The sequence below is a fragment of the Skermanella pratensis genome (genome assembly GCF_008843145.1).
GTDB lineage: Bacteria > Pseudomonadota > Alphaproteobacteria > Azospirillales > Azospirillaceae > Skermanella > Skermanella pratensis.
In genome coordinates, this window is sequence record NZ_CP030265.1 from 2,879,927 (window position 1) to 2,894,327 (window position 14,401).

At 66.7% G+C, this 14,401-nt stretch carries 12 protein-coding genes; 10 read left to right on the forward strand and 2 right to left on the reverse strand.

Translation table 11 applies throughout. From position 1 onward, the window contains the following. Nucleotides 1-8: 8 nt before the first annotated feature. From lpdA to DPR14_RS13065, 4 genes are all read left to right on the forward strand, one after another. Nucleotides 9-1,412 carry a dihydrolipoyl dehydrogenase gene (gene lpdA / locus DPR14_RS13050; RefSeq protein WP_158045535.1) on the forward strand — a complete coding sequence of 468 codons (1,404 nt, stop codon included), beginning with the start codon at nucleotides 9-11 and terminating at the stop codon, nucleotides 1,410-1,412. Nucleotides 1,413-1,549: 137 nt separating this feature from the next. Then, nucleotides 1,550-2,509 (forward strand): lipoyl synthase, encoded by a 960-nt coding sequence (lipA, locus tag DPR14_RS13055; RefSeq protein WP_158045536.1) that lies wholly within the window; start codon nucleotides 1,550-1,552, stop codon nucleotides 2,507-2,509. 9 nt (nucleotides 2,510-2,518) lie between these two features. After that, a complete protein-coding gene (locus DPR14_RS13060; RefSeq protein WP_158045537.1) occupies nucleotides 2,519-2,992 on the forward strand; it encodes a type II toxin-antitoxin system RatA family toxin in 474 nt (157 codons plus the stop codon). Nucleotides 2,993-3,367: 375 nt separating this feature from the next. After that, a complete protein-coding gene (locus DPR14_RS13065; RefSeq protein ID WP_192499463.1) occupies nucleotides 3,368-4,315 on the forward strand; it encodes a DNA/RNA non-specific endonuclease in 948 nt (315 codons plus the stop codon). Here the strand turns inward: DPR14_RS13065 and DPR14_RS13070 are convergent. Together DPR14_RS13070 and DPR14_RS13075 are read right to left on the reverse strand one after the other, a co-directional pair. Continuing rightward, the gene (locus DPR14_RS13070) at nucleotides 4,300-4,800 is read right to left on the reverse strand and encodes a CinA family protein (protein WP_158045539.1); all 501 of its coding nucleotides are present in this window, start codon (nucleotides 4,798-4,800) and stop codon (nucleotides 4,300-4,302) included. The genes DPR14_RS13065 and DPR14_RS13070 overlap by 16 nt on opposite strands. A gap of 17 nt (nucleotides 4,801-4,817) precedes the next feature. Continuing rightward, the gene (locus DPR14_RS13075; RefSeq protein ID WP_158045540.1) at nucleotides 4,818-5,984 is read right to left on the reverse strand and encodes a bifunctional 2-C-methyl-D-erythritol 4-phosphate cytidylyltransferase/2-C-methyl-D-erythritol 2,4-cyclodiphosphate synthase; all 1,167 of its coding nucleotides are present in this window, start codon (nucleotides 5,982-5,984) and stop codon (nucleotides 4,818-4,820) included. Nucleotides 5,985-6,092: 108 nt separating this feature from the next. Between DPR14_RS13075 and ccsA the strand changes: the two genes are divergently transcribed. From ccsA to ntrX, 6 genes are all read left to right on the forward strand, one after another. Then, nucleotides 6,093-6,908, forward strand: coding sequence for a cytochrome c biogenesis protein CcsA (gene ccsA / locus DPR14_RS13080; RefSeq protein WP_158045541.1), 816 nt, complete (start codon nucleotides 6,093-6,095; stop codon nucleotides 6,906-6,908). Nucleotides 6,909-7,058: 150 nt separating this feature from the next. Beyond that, a complete protein-coding gene (dusB, locus tag DPR14_RS13085) occupies nucleotides 7,059-8,045 on the forward strand; it encodes a tRNA dihydrouridine synthase DusB (protein WP_158045542.1) in 987 nt (328 codons plus the stop codon). Continuing rightward, entirely contained in the window at nucleotides 8,045-9,175 is a 1,131-nt protein-coding gene (locus tag DPR14_RS13090; RefSeq protein ID WP_158045543.1) for a two-component system sensor histidine kinase NtrB, read from the forward strand. Before dusB ends, DPR14_RS13090 begins: the two co-directional genes overlap by 1 nt. Next, nucleotides 9,175-10,629, forward strand: a complete 1,455-nt coding sequence (ntrC, locus tag DPR14_RS13095; RefSeq protein ID WP_158045544.1) for a nitrogen regulation protein NR(I) — start codon at nucleotides 9,175-9,177, stop codon at nucleotides 10,627-10,629. The genes DPR14_RS13090 and ntrC overlap by 1 nt, the downstream gene beginning before the upstream one ends. 72 nt (nucleotides 10,630-10,701) lie before the next feature. Further along, entirely contained in the window at nucleotides 10,702-13,005 is a 2,304-nt protein-coding gene (locus DPR14_RS13100) for a sensor histidine kinase NtrY-like (RefSeq protein WP_158045545.1), read from the forward strand. Beyond that, the gene (gene ntrX / locus DPR14_RS13105; RefSeq protein ID WP_158045546.1) at nucleotides 12,995-14,401 is read left to right on the forward strand and encodes a nitrogen assimilation response regulator NtrX; all 1,407 of its coding nucleotides are present in this window, start codon (nucleotides 12,995-12,997) and stop codon (nucleotides 14,399-14,401) included. The genes DPR14_RS13100 and ntrX overlap by 11 nt, the downstream gene beginning before the upstream one ends.

Consider the following 14,401-nt stretch of genomic DNA (forward strand, 5'->3'; position numbering starts at 1 on the left):
ACAAGCCTGTGGCTGATACTGAATTCGACCTCATCGTCATCGGTGGCGGACCCGGCGGCTACGTCGCCGCGATCCGGGCGGCGCAGCTCGGCATGAAGACCGCCGTCGTCGAGCGCGAGCACCTGGGCGGCATCTGCCTGAACTGGGGCTGCATCCCGACCAAGGCTCTGCTGCGCTCGGCCGAGGTGTCGCACCTGCTGCACCACCTGGACGAATACGGCTTCTCCGCCAAGGAGATCAGCTTCGACCTCCAGAAGGTGGTCAAGCGGTCGCGGGGCGTCGCCTCCCAGCTCTCCGGCGGCGTCAAGCACCTGCTCAAGAAGAACAAGGTCACCGTCATCGACGGCCATGCCACCCTGCTCGGCAAGGGCAGGATCAAGGTCGAGAAGGACGGCACCACCACCGTCGGCGAATTCCAGGCCAAGCACATCATCATCGCGACCGGTGCGCGGGCCCGCGAGTTCCCGAACATGAAGGCCGATGGCAAGCTGGTTTGGACCTATCGCCATGCGATGGTTCCGGACACCATGCCCAAGTCGATCCTGGTGATCGGCTCCGGCGCCATCGGCATCGAGTTCGCGAGCTTCTACCTGAACATGGGCGCCAAGGTGATCGTGGCCGAGATGGTCGACCGCATCCTCCCCGCGGAGGACGAGGAGATCAGCGCCATGGCCCGCAAGTCGTTCGAGAAGCAGGGCATGAAGATCCACACCAGCGCCAAGGTCGGTGAGTTCCAGAAGGGCGCCGACAGCGTCACCACCACGATCGAGGCCAACGGGAAGACCGAGACCATCACGGTCGACCGGGTCATCCTGGCGGTCGGGATCGTCGGCAACGTCGAGAACATCGGCCTCGAGAACACCAAGGTGAAGACCGAGAAGTCGCACATCCTGGTCAACGAGTGGCTGGAGACCGACGAGCCCGGACTCTACGCCATCGGCGACGTGGTCGGCGCTCCCTGGCTGGCCCATAAGGCGAGCCACGAGGGCGTGATCTGCGTCGAGCACATCGCCGGGATCAAGGAGGCCCACCCGATCGACGTCCGCAACATCCCGGGCTGCACCTACTCGCACCCGCAGGTCGCCAGCGTCGGCCTCAGCGAGGCGAAGGCGAAGGAGGCGGGCTACGAGGTCAAGGTCGGCCGCTTCCCCTTCATCGGCAACGGCAAGGCGATCGCGCTCGGCGAACCGGAAGGCATGGTCAAGACGGTGTTCGACGCCAAGACGGGCGAGTTGCTGGGCGCTCACATGATCGGCGCCGAGGTGACCGAGCTGATCCAGGGCTACGGCATCGCCAAGACCATGGAGACGACCGAAGCCGAACTGATGCACACCATCTTCCCGCACCCGACACTGTCGGAGATGATGCATGAGTCGGTCCTCGCCGCCTACGGCAGGGCGATCCACTACTGACGGCCAGTCGCCCGTGCCGCGGCTCCCGACCCTGCGGCACGGCGTCTCCCTATCGAGGCTATTGGGTCAATTTGCACCTTGATGTCCGTGTCGGGGCGGTACACTTCTGGCATAGGCATATGGAGCTTGATGGAATCATGACCGCATCCCCCCCGATCGACCGCGTCCGCCATCCGGAAAAGGCCCACCGGCCCGATAACCCGGTGCAGCGCAAACCGGACTGGATCAGGGTCAAGGCCCCGGTTTCCGCCGAATATGCGGAGACGCGGCGCCTGATGCGCGGACTGAAGCTGAACACGGTCTGCGAAGAGGCGGCCTGCCCGAACATCGGCGAGTGCTGGAAGAAGAAGCACGCCACCTTCATGATCCTGGGTGCCGTCTGCACCCGCGCCTGCGCCTTCTGCAACGTGGCGACCGGACGCCCGGACCTCCTCGACCCGCACGAGCCCGACAACGTCGCCGAAGCCGTCGGTTCGCTGGGCCTGGAGCACGTCGTCATCACCTCGGTCGACCGCGACGACCTGGACGACGGGGGCGCCGACCACTTCGCCCGCACGATCCGCAGCATCCGCGAGGCCGCTCCGGCCACCACGATCGAGATTCTGACCCCCGACTTCATGCGCAAGAAGGGTGCCGTCGAACATGTCGCCAGGGCGCGGCCGGACGTGTTCAACCACAATCTGGAAACCGTGCCGCGGCTCTATCCGACGATCCGGCCGGGCGCGCGTTACTTTACCTCCCTCAACCTGTTGTCCCGTGCGAAGGAGCTGGAACCCGGCATCTTCACGAAGTCCGGCATCATGGTCGGGCTTGGCGAGACCAAGGAAGAGGTGTTGCAGGTGATGGACGACCTTCGGGCGGCCGAGGTGGATTTCCTGACCATCGGCCAGTATCTCCAACCCACGCCCAAGCACGCCGCGGTGGACCGCTTCGTTACGCCGGACGAGTTCGCCAGCTACGCGGCGATCGCGCGCGGTAAAGGCTTCCTGATGGTGTCCAGTTCGCCGCTGACCCGCTCGTCCTACCATGCGGGCGACGACTTCCGACGGATGCGCGACGCGCGCGACGCCAAGCTTGCCGCGGCCGCCGCCTCCTAAGGAAACCTGATGCCGACACACGCAGAGAAGCGGGTACTGCCCTACAAGCCGGAGCAGATGTACGACCTCGTGGCCGACATCGAGAGGTATCCGGAATTTCTCCCCTGGTGCCTGGCGGCGCGGATCCGCAAGCGGGAAGGGAACGTGATCTACGCCGACCTGATCATCGGGTTCAAGATGATCCGGGAACGCTTCACGTCCCGCGTGACCCTGAGCCCGCCCGACCGGATCGACGTCTCCTATACCGAAGGCCCGTTCAGCTACCTGAACAACCACTGGATGTTCCTGCCGACGGAAGACGGCGGCTGCCTGATCGATTTCTACGTCGATTTCGAGTTCCGCTCGAAGATGCTCCAGAAGATCATCGGGGTGCTGTTCAACGAGGCCGTCCGCCGCATGGTCGCGGCATTCGAGAGCCGGGCCCGCCAGCTTTACGGCGACGGCACGGCCACCGCAGGCACCACGACCTCGACGCCGGCCTGAGGGGCCGTCCCGGGTCTTATCTGTTGGGACGCATTGTACGAGGGGCAGGGACTTGTCCGCACAAAGCCATCGACAGGCAAGGGACCGCCGGGTCCGGCAAGCGGCAGGCCGGAGGTCCGCCGTTTCGTCCTGTGACCTGTGGGGAACTTGACGATGCTTCGGTGGAGACGATGAGGGAGGCGGTGGAGTCTTTCAGCGACCTCAATGTCATCGAGTTCGTGCCCGGAGCCATGCCGGTCGGAGGAGACGAGGCGGCGGTAGCCGCATCGGCAAGGAAGCTGCCCGTGTGGAACCTCGCGGCTGATGGAAAGTTGTCCAGCCATCCGCCCCGGAAGCCCCGCCTTCGTTCCTGAACAGCCACACCTCAGGCACCCCATGGCGAACAGAAACGCTTCAGCCCCGGCGCTTCGCCGTTTCGGCCCCGCCTCGGCCGTCGAGGCCCAGCGGGTCGCGCGGACGCCCCGGCCGATCGGGGACTACGCAGGCCGCAGTGGGTACGACCCGGCGTTCGTGGATGCTGCGCAGCCGCTCCCCCTGCCCGGGAGCGGAGCCTGGGAGGTCGCCGGCGTCGATCCCGCGGCGCTGTCGGACGGCGACCATCCCCACGAACTCAAATACACCCATTTCTCCGTCAAGGTCTCGAAGAAGCGGCGGCTGCCGCTGTTCAGCGCCGTCAACATCGACGGCGCCAAGTCGGACCGGACGGTCAAGCGTACGAATATCTGGCGGTTCGATCCGCGCATCGGGCGGGAGTTCCAGATCCTCGACGGCGTCTACGGCGGCGACAAGGAAGGATTCTTCAGCCGCGGGCACATGACGCGCCGGGAGGATCCGAACTGGGGGGACAAGAAGACGGCCAAGCTGGCCGACGCCGACACCTTCCACGCCACCAACGCCTGCCCGCAGCGGCAGTCGTTCAACGGTGGCATTTGGCTCGGGCTGGAGGACTATATCCTCGACAACACCGATCAGGAGAACATCCGGATCTCGGTCATCACCGGCCCTGTGTTTCAGGACGACGATCCCGTCTATTACGACGTTCCGATCCCCCTGGAGTTCTGGAAGGTCGTCGTCTTCACCAACGCGGCCACCCGCCAGCTCACCGCGATAGGCTACAAGCGCTCGCAGGCCCGCCTGCTGCCGACGCGGCGGCGGCGTTTCATTTTCGGCGACTTCCAGGACTCACAGGTCAGCATCGCCGGCCTGTCCGAGGACACGGGATTGGATTTCAGCGCCTACGTGCCCTTCGACGTGCTCGAAAAGGGCGATCCCGGCATGCAGATCGCCCTGGCCAGCGTCAAGGACCTTTACCTGTCGCCCTGAGACGCCACTCCGGCCGCCAGTTCCAGGGCGAACATCACCGCCGCCCGCCGCACCGCCGACCGGTCGCCCTCGAACACCCTGCGCTCGTGGCGGAGCGCGCCGCCGCGCTTGGCGACCCCGAAATAGACCAGGCCGACCGGCTTGCCCGGCGTGGCGCCGCCCGGCCCGGCGATTCCGGTGACCGCGACAGCGGCATCCGCACGGGAATGGGCGACCGCGCCGGCCGCCATCGCCTCCGCCACCTCGGCGCTGACGGCGCCGACCCGGCCGATCAGGTCGGACGGCACGCCCAGCAATTCCGTCTTCGCCTCGTTGGAGTATGTCACGAAGCCCCGCTCCACGACGCTGGACGAGCCGGCGATCTCCGTCAGGGCTCCGGCTATCAGACCGCCGGTGCAGGACTCCGCCGTCGCCAGCTTCAGGCCCGCCGCGTCGAAGGCGGCGAGGACGACTCGCGCGCGGTCCAGGACATCGTCGGGAAACATCGGCGCTTCCTCCCCCTTCAGGTCGCCGGCAGGCGGATGGTAGCCACCGCCTGCGCCGCGATGCCTTCGCCCCGGCCGGTGAAGCCCAGACGTTCCGTCGTGGTCGCCTTGACGCTGACCCGGTCAGGCGCGATCCCCAGCAACTCGGCCATACGGGCGACCATGGCCTCGCGATGCGGACCGATCTTCGGGCGCTCGCAGATCAGCGTCACGTCGGCATGGGCGATCATGCCGCCGCGGGCGCGGACCATTCCGACCGCATGGCGCAGGAACAGGCCGCTGTCGGCACCGCGCCACTGCGGGTCGCTCGGCGGGAAATGGCTGCCGATGTCGCCGGCGGCCAGAGCGCCCAGGATCGCGTCGGTCAGGGCATGGAGTCCCACGTCGGCGTCGGAGTGGCCTTCCAGCCGCGCCTCGTGCGGCACCTCGACGCCGCACAGCACCACATGGTCGCCGGGCGAGAACCGGTGGACGTCGTAGCCCATCCCGGTCCGCACGTCCGGCGGCAGGGAGGCGTTCATCAGCATGGCGGCCTGCGCCATATCATCGCGATTGGTCACTTTCAGATTGTCCGCGTTGCCTTCCACCAGAGCCACTTCCAGCCCGGCCCGCTCGGCCAGCGCCGCGTCGTCGGTCAGTTCGGCACCGGCCAGTTCCCGGTGCGCCCGCAGGATCTCCTGGAAGCGGAAGCCCTGCGGCGTCTGGGCGCGCCACAGGCCGGCGCGCTCGACCGTGCCGCTGACGAGGCCGCCGGTGGCGCGCTTGAGCGTGTCCGTCACCGGCACGGCGGCGATCGCGGCGGGCACCTCGTCGAGCCTGTCCCGCACGGCGCGGATCGTGGCTTCGCCGACCAGCGGCCGGGCGGCGTCGTGGATCAGCACGAAGGCGGGCGCCGGGTCGCGGGCGGCCAGCCGCTCCAGCCCGAGACGGACCGATTCCTGGCGCGTGGCGCCGCCCGCCACGGGTTCGGGCAGATCCAGGCCGGCGACCGCGGCATCATAAAGCTCGCGGTGGCCGGGTTGGATCACCACCTGGACGGCATCGACGCCGGGATGCCGAAGAAACGCGCCGACCGTATGGTGCAGCACGGCACGGCTCCCCAAATCCTGGTATTGTTTGGGGCGGTCGCCGCCGAAGCGTTCTCCGCTGCCGGCGGCGACGATCAGTGCCACGCATGAAGTCATGGTCGAGTCCGCATTCTTCGAAGCACCTTGGAAGTTTCGGGCACCGAGCCTAGCCTGTCGCGCCGCTGCAGCCAAGCGGCCATCCGGACCGGAGTAGAACGGAAAAGCATGTTCCAGAACGTCATGTTCAGCCTCACCGCCCTGCTGGCATTGATGCCGGCCTCGCTGCTGGCATACATGCGCGACGGATTCCGGCAGGGCAGGGGACCGGATGCGGTGTTCTGGGCCGTCCTGTTCGTGGCCGTCGCCGGTCCGCTCGCCTGGTCCGTGGTCCAGCTCGACGGTACATGGCGCACCGGGCTGTCCACGACGCTATGGGTCAGCATCACCGCCTGCATGGTTCTGTATGCCGGCCTGTGCCTGACCACTCGCTCCGGCTGGCGGCTGATGCCGCTGCTGCTGCCCTACCTGATGCTGGTGGGCCTGTTCGCGACGGCCACGGCAGAGGCCCCGGACCCGACGCTGAGCGCCGCGGCCCCGACCGTCTGGGTCGACCTGCACATCGCGGTGTCGGTCACGACCTATGCCCTGTTGACGCTGGCGGCCGTCGCGGCGCTGGCAGCTTTCCTGCAGGAGCGCGCCCTGAAGGCCAAGCGGCCGACCGCGCTGACCCGCATGCTGCCGCCGATGGCCGACAGCGAGCAGCTCCAAGGGCGCTTGCTGGTGGCGTCGGAGATCGTCCTGGGCCTGGGCCTGGCGACCGGCATGTCGGTCCTTTACTTCGAGCAGGGCGCCGTGTTTCGAGTCGATCACAAGACAGTTCTTTCTGTCGCCACCTTTCTCGTCATCGGCGGACTGCTGATCGCCCATGCCGCGACCGGCGTGCGGGGCAAGCGGGCCGCCCGCTTTGTACTTCTTGCTTTTCTGCTGCTTACTTTGGGTTATCCGGGCGTCAAATTCGTCACGAATATTTTAATTTCATGAGCTAACCGGCTCTAAACTGCTCCGGAAAGCCGAATTGGTTCCAGCCATGACCCAAGTGATAGTTTCATCGGCATTCTTCGCGCTTGCGATATTTTCCGGATGCGTGCTAGCCTGCACAAAATGACAGCATTACAGGGATTTGCCCAAAGAATGGGCATTAGCATCGGATCCATCAGGATTGACGACCCCGTCATCCTGGCCCCCATGTCGGGCGTGTCGGACATGCCGTTCCGCCGTCTGGTCAAGCGAGCCGGCGCCGGCCTCGTCGTATCGGAGATGATCGCCAGCCAGGCGATGATCCGCGCGTCGCGCCAGACCATGAAGATGGCGACCAACTGCGCCGAGGAATTTCCCATGGCCGTGCAACTCGCCGGATGCGAGCCGGCGGTCATGGCGGAAGCGGCCAGACTGAACCAGGACCGGGGCGCCGCGCTGATCGACATCAATTTCGGCTGCCCGGTGAAGAAGATCGTCAACGGCCACGCCGGATCGTCCCTGATGCGGGACGAGGTTCACGCCGCCCGCATCCTGGAGGCGACGGTCAAGGCGGTAGATATCCCGGTCACGCTGAAGATGCGGCTGGGCTGGGACGACACGAACCGCAACGCTCCCAACCTAGCCCGTATTGCACAGGAATGCGGCATCCGGATGGTCACGGTCCACGGGCGCACCCGGTGCCAGTTCTATACCGGCACCGCGGACTGGAAGGCGATCCGCCGGGTGAAGGAGGGTGTCTCGATCCCGGTCGTCGCCAACGGCGACATGACCACCTTCGAGGACGTGACCCGTTGCCTGGAGGAGTCCGGCGCCGACGGCGTCATGATCGGGCGCGGGACATACGGCCGTCCCTGGTTCATCGGTCAGGTGATCCATTACCTGCGCACCGGCGAGCGCCTGCCAGACCCGCGGCTCGAAAGCCAACTCGCCACGCTTCTCGAACATTACGAGGCCATGCTGGAACATTACGGTACCGAGGCCGGCGTCAAGATCGCCCGCAAGCATGTTTCCTGGTACAGCAAGGGATTGCCCGGCTCGGCGGAGTTCCGTGCCGAGGTCAACCGCGTCTCCGATCCGGCTGTCGTGCTCGGCATGATCCGGTCCTTCTATTCCCCCGAGATCGAACGGATGGCAGCCTGATGGCGCGCGCGGCAACTCCCCTGCGGCGCAAGCCGATGCGGCAGGAAATCGATCCCTCCGGCATCCTCAACGCCCTGCCCGACCCGGTGCTGGTGATCGGCGATCGGCACGAGATCCGCTACGTCAACCTGGAAGCCCAGGAGTTCTTCGACTGCGGCGCTGCGGCCCTGATCGGCCAGCCGCTGACCGATCTGCTGCCGGCGGACAGCCCGGTGTTCTTCCTGATCGAGCAGGCCCTCGCCGGCGGCGCCAGCATGTCCGAATACGGCGTTACCCTCGACACGCCCCGGATCGGCGTCCATCTGGTCACGGTCCGCGTGGCACCCCTGGGGGAGCCGGCGGACTGCGTGGTGATGTCGCTCCACGAGAAGTCGATCACCCGCAAGATCGACAATCAGCTGACCCACCGGAACGCCGCCCGCTCGGTCACGGCCATGGCCGCGATGCTGGCCCATGAGGTCAAGAACCCGCTGTCCGGCATCCGCGGGGCCGCCCAGCTGCTGGAACAGAACGCGTCCGAACCCGACCGTGAGCTGACCCGCCTGATCTGCGACGAGTCCGACCGCATCGTGGCGCTGGTCGACCGCATGGAGGTGTTCTCCGACAAGCGGCCGCCGGAACGGACGGCGGTCAATATCCACAGCGTGCTGGAGCATGTCCGCAAGGTCGCCCAGAGCGGCTTCGCCCGCACGGTGCGCTTCACCGAGCGATATGACCCGTCCCTGCCAGACGTGTACGGCAACCGCGACCAGCTGATCCAGGTTTTCCTCAACCTGATTAAAAATGCGGCAGAAGCGGTTCCGGAACAAAGCGGTGAGATTATTTTGAGCACCGCCTACCAGCAGGGCGTCCGGCTGGCGGTTCCCGGAACCGACAGCCGCGTCCACCTGCCGTTGCTGATCAGCGTGCAGGACAATGGCAACGGCATACCGGAGGATCTCCGTTCGCATCTGTTCGATCCGTTCGTCACGACCAAGCGGAACGGAACCGGCCTGGGTCTTGCATTGGTTGCGAAACTGATTGGCGACCATGGCGGAGTCATCGACTTCGAGACACTGCCGCGCCGAACCGTATTCAAGGTATCGCTACCGATGTATGCCGATTTCGAACAGTCTCTGGAGCAGTTGTAATGCCGTCATCGACGATCCTGGTCGCCGATGACGACCGCGCGATCCGCACGGTGCTGAACCAGGCCCTGATCCGGCTGGGCCACGACGTACGGACCACGGGGAACGCATCGACGCTGTGGCGCTGGGTGGCCGACGGGCAGGGCGATCTCGTCATCACCGACGTGGTCATGCCGGACGAGAACGGCCTCGACCTGATCCCGCGCATCAAGAAGATCCGCCCCGAACTGCGCGTCATCGTGATGAGCGCGCAGAACACGCTGATGACCGCGGTCAAGGCGGCCGAGCGCGGCGCCTTCGAATACCTGCCGAAGCCGTTCGACCTGAAGGAACTGGTCAACGTGGTCGAGCGCGCCCTCAGCGCGCCTCAGCCGCTCGCCCTCAATGGCAACAGCGTCCTCGACAATGCGGAGACGGAGGAGCAGCTCCCCCTGATCGGCCGGTCGACGGCGATGCAGGAGATCTACCGGGTCCTGGCCCGGCTGATGGGCACCGACCTGACGGTGATGATCACCGGGGAGTCCGGCACCGGCAAGGAACTGGTCGCCCGCGCGCTTCACGAATACGGCAAGCGCCGCAGCGGCGCCTTCGTCGCGATCAACATGGCGGCGATCCCGCGCGAGCTGATCGAGTCGGAACTGTTCGGCCACGAGAAGGGCGCCTTCACCGGCGCCACGACCCGTTCCACGGGCAGGTTCGAGCAGGCCCAGGGCGGCACCCTGTTCCTGGACGAGATCGGCGACATGCCGCTGGAAGCCCAGACCCGCCTGCTCCGTGTCCTCCAGGAGGGCGAGTACACGACGGTCGGCGGCCGCACGCCGATCAAGACCGATGTCCGGATCATCGCCGCGACCCACCGTGACCTGCGCACGCTGATCCGCCAGGGCCTGTTCCGCGAGGACCTGTTCTACCGGCTCAACGTCGTGCCGATCCGCCTGCCGCCGCTGCGCGAACGGAGCGAGGACATCCCTTCGCTGGTCCGCCATTTCCTGACGCTTACCTCCGCCCAGGGGCTGCCGATCAAGAGCATCGACAGCCCGGCGATGGACCGCCTGAAGCGCTATCGCTGGCCCGGCAACGTGCGCGAGCTGGAGAACCTGGTGCGGCGCCTCGCGGCGCTCTACAGCCAGGAAGTGATCGGCATCGACGTGATCGAGTCCGAGCTGGCCGACGCGGCGCCCGCCACGCCCCAGGTCGAGGAGCACCAGAACGAGGGCCTCAGCTCGGCGGTGGAACGGCACCTGAAGGACTATTTCGCAGCCCACAAGGACGGCATTCCGGCCGCCGGTCTCTACGATCGCGTCCTGCGGGAGATCGAGCGTCCGCTGATCTCGCTCAGCCTGTCGGCGACGCGCGGCAACCAGATCAAGGCTGCACAGATGTTGGGACTTAATCGGAACACCCTCAGAAAGAAGATTCGCGAACTGGATATTCAGGTCATACGTGGGCTAAAATAACACACCCTGCATCGGTCTCGTGGCATCCTGGTCACAGGACGGGTTCAGGGGGAGCCCGGTGCGACGAGACAGATGACCAGCGAACCCGCGGGTATGCCGCAATCCTTCTGGAATCAGTTCCTGATCTGGGCCAGCCGCGTCGGGCTGGCCGGCAAGCTCGCCGTCGCCCTGGCCGTAGCGGCGATCGGCGCCGGCTTCGCGACATACGCGGCACTGACCGCGACGCCCCCGTTCGGCAACGATCCCAACACGGTCAGCCTGCTGCTGACACTTGACCTGGCGCTGCTGCTGCTGCTCGGCGCCATCATCGCGCGGCGCATCGTCGGGCTGTGGATCGAGCGGCGGCGCGGCTTGGCGGGGTCCCGGTTGCATGTCCGGGTGGTCGCGACCTTCAGCCTTCTGGCCGTCATGCCGGCGATCATCGTCGCGGCCTTCTCCGCCATCTTCTTCTATGTCGGCGTCCAGTCCTGGTTCAGCGAACGGGTGCGCACCGCGATCAACGAGTCGCGGGCCGTCGCCCAGGCCTATCTTCACGAGCACCAGCAGGTGATCCGGGCCGACGCGCTGGCCATGGCCAACGACCTGAACCGGGAGGCGGCTCGCCTGCTGACCGATCCCGGCCGGTTCGCCCAGGTGGTCGCGACCCAGGCGGCATTGCGGGCATTGACCGAGGCGATCGTGTTCGACGGCAGCGGCAGGATGCTGGCGCGCTCCGGCCTGTCCTTCACGCTGGAGTTCGAACCGATCCCGGAGAGCGCCCTGGAACGCGCCCGGCAGGGCGAGGTCGTCCTGATGGTGACCGACACCGACGACAGGGTCAGGGCGCTGGTCCGGCTGGACCGTTTCGTCGACACCTTCCTGTTCGTCGGCCGGCTGGTGGAGCCGCGGGTGCTGAGCCACATGGAGTCGGCCCAGGAGGCGGCGAGCGCCTATGCCGAGCTGGAAGGCAAGCGCTCCAGCCTGCAGATCACGGTGACGCTGATCTTCGTGGTGGTCGCCCTTCTGCTGCTGCTGGCCGCGGTCTGGATCGGCCTCAATTTCGCGACGGCGCTGGTGGCGCCGATCGGCTCGCTGATCGGCGCCGCCGAGCGGGTTAGGGCAGGGGATCTGGGAGCCCGCGTGCCGGAACTGCTGCCGGAGGACGAGTTGGGCACCCTGAGCCGGGCCTTCAACCGCATGACCAGCCAGCTGGAGAGTCAGCGCCGCGAACTGATCGAGGCGAACCGCCAGCTCGACCTGCGCCGGCGTTTCACCGAGACCGTGCTGGCCGGCGTATCCGCCGGAGTCGTCGGCCTGGATCACGAAGGCCGCATCAACCTGCCCAACCTGTCCGGCGCCCACCTGCTGGGGGTGGACGACCCGGAGATCCTGATCGGCCGCAAGCTGGTCGACGTGGCGCCCGAGATGGGCGAGCTGATGGGAATGATTCGGCGCCGCCCGGCCAAGCTGATGGAGGCCCAGGTCCAACTCCGCCGCGCCGGGGCGACGCGGACCCTGCTGGTGAGGGTCGCCGCCGAGTCGGTCGGAAGCGACATCCGCGGCTTCGTCGTGACCTTCGACGACGTCACCGAACTGCTCTCGGCACAACGCAAGGCTGCCTGGGCCGACGTGGCGCGTCGCATCGCGCACGAGATCAAGAACCCGCTGACCCCGATTCAGCTCTCGGCCGAGCGATTACGCCGAAAATACCTCAAGGAAATCACCAGCGACCCCGAGACGTTCCAGATGTGTACCGATACCATCGTACGCCAAGTGGACGATATCGGCCGAATGGTTGACGAGTTCTCCGCCTTCGCGCGGATGCCGAGCCCGGTGATGAAGCCACAGAACATCAACGAACTGTGTCGCCAAGCCGTGTTCCTACAGTCCAGCGCCCATCCCGCCATCAAGTTCACGGCCGACCTGCCGCCCGGGCCGCTCACCGTGCCGTGCGACGGCCGGCAGATCTCCCAGGCGCTGACCAACCTGCTCCAGAACGCGGTGGACGCGATCGACGGCCGCCCCGCGCCCGACATCGGGACGCTGCCGCCGGGGCAGGTGGATCTCAGCCTCGAGGTGGACGACGACCGGGTGTCGATCGTCATCGCCGACAACGGCAAGGGCTTGCCGCACGAGGAACGGGACAGGCTCACCGAGCCCTACGTCACCACGCGGGCCAAGGGCACCGGGCTGGGGCTCGCGATCGTCAAGAAGATCATGGAAGACCATGGCGGTGAGCTGGTGCTCGAAGACAGGGCTTCCGGCCCGGGTGCCCCCAGTCCGGGTGCCCCCAGTCCGGGTGCCCAGGTCCGTCTGGTGATCCCAAAGACCGAAATCGCCGCGCCGGCCGTGGCCGCCGAAGAAACGCAGCAGAAACAGAGTCGCTATGGCGCATGACATCCTGATCGTCGATGACGAAGCGGACATCCGCATGCTGATTGCGGGTATCCTCGAAGACGAAGGCATGAAGACCCGGCAGGCCGGCGACGCCGACCAGGCGATCGCCGCCGTCGGTACCCGAAGACCGAGCCTGGTGATCCTGGACATTTGGCTCCAGGGCAGCCGGCTCGACGGCATCCAGATTCTCGCCGAGCTGAAGCGCGAGCATCCCAACCTGCCGGTCATCATGATCAGCGGCCACGGGACGATCGAGACCGCCGTATCCGCGATCAAGCAGGGCGCCTACGATTTCATCGAGAAGCCGTTCAAGGCCGACCGCCTGCTGGTCCTGGTCGAGCGCGCGATCGAGGCGGCCCGGCTCCGGCGGGAGAACGAGGAGCTGAGGCTTCGGACCGGCGGCCAGGTCGAGCTGATCGGCAAGTCGTCGGCGATCAACCATGTCCGGCACTCGATCGAGAAGGTGGCGCCGACCGGCAGCCGGGTCCTTATCACCGGCCCCGCCGGTTCCGGCAAGGAGGTCGTCGCCCGCCTTCTCCACGCCCGCTCCCGCCGGGCCGACGGCCCCTTCGTCGGGCTCAACTGCGCGACCATGCGGCCCGACCGGCTGGAGGTCGAGCTGTTCGGAACCGAGCACGGCCAGGACGGCCTGCCGCGCAAGGTCGGCACCTTCGAGCAGGCCCACGGCGGCACCCTGCTGCTGGACGAAGTGGCCGACATGCCGCTGGAGACCCAGGGCAAGATCGTCCGCGTGCTGCAGGAGCAGACCTTCGAGCGGGTCGGCGGCAGCTCTCGGGTGGAGGTCGACGTCCGGGTGATCGCGTCGAGCAACCGCGACCTGCCGTCGGAGATCGAGGCCGGGCGGTTCCGGCAGGACCTGTTCTACCGCCTCAGCGTCGTTCCCATCCGGGTCCCGCCGCTGACCGAACGCAGGGAGGACATCCCGCTCCTGGCCCGCCATTTCATGATCCGCTCGTCCGAGACGGCGGGACTGCCGGCCCGCGACTATGGCGAGGACGCCATGGCGGCGCTCCAGGCCTATGACTGGCCAGGCAATGTGCGCCAACTGCGGAACGTGGTGGATTGGCTGCTGATCATGTCGACCGGCGACCCGCGCGAGCCGATCCGCGCCGACATGCTGCCCCCCGAGATCGGCGCCATCACCCCGACGGTCCTGAAATGGGACAAGGGCGGCGAGATCATGGGCCTGCCCTTGCGCGAGGCCCGCGAAGTGTTCGAACGCGAGTATCTGCTTGCCCAGGTGACCCGGTTCGGTGGCAACATATCCCGCACGGCCGCGTTCGTGGGAATGGAGCGTTCCGCCTTGCACCGCAAGCTGAAGTCGCTGGGCGTGCATGGCAACGACAAGCCCCCCCATAAGCTGGCCGGGGATTGA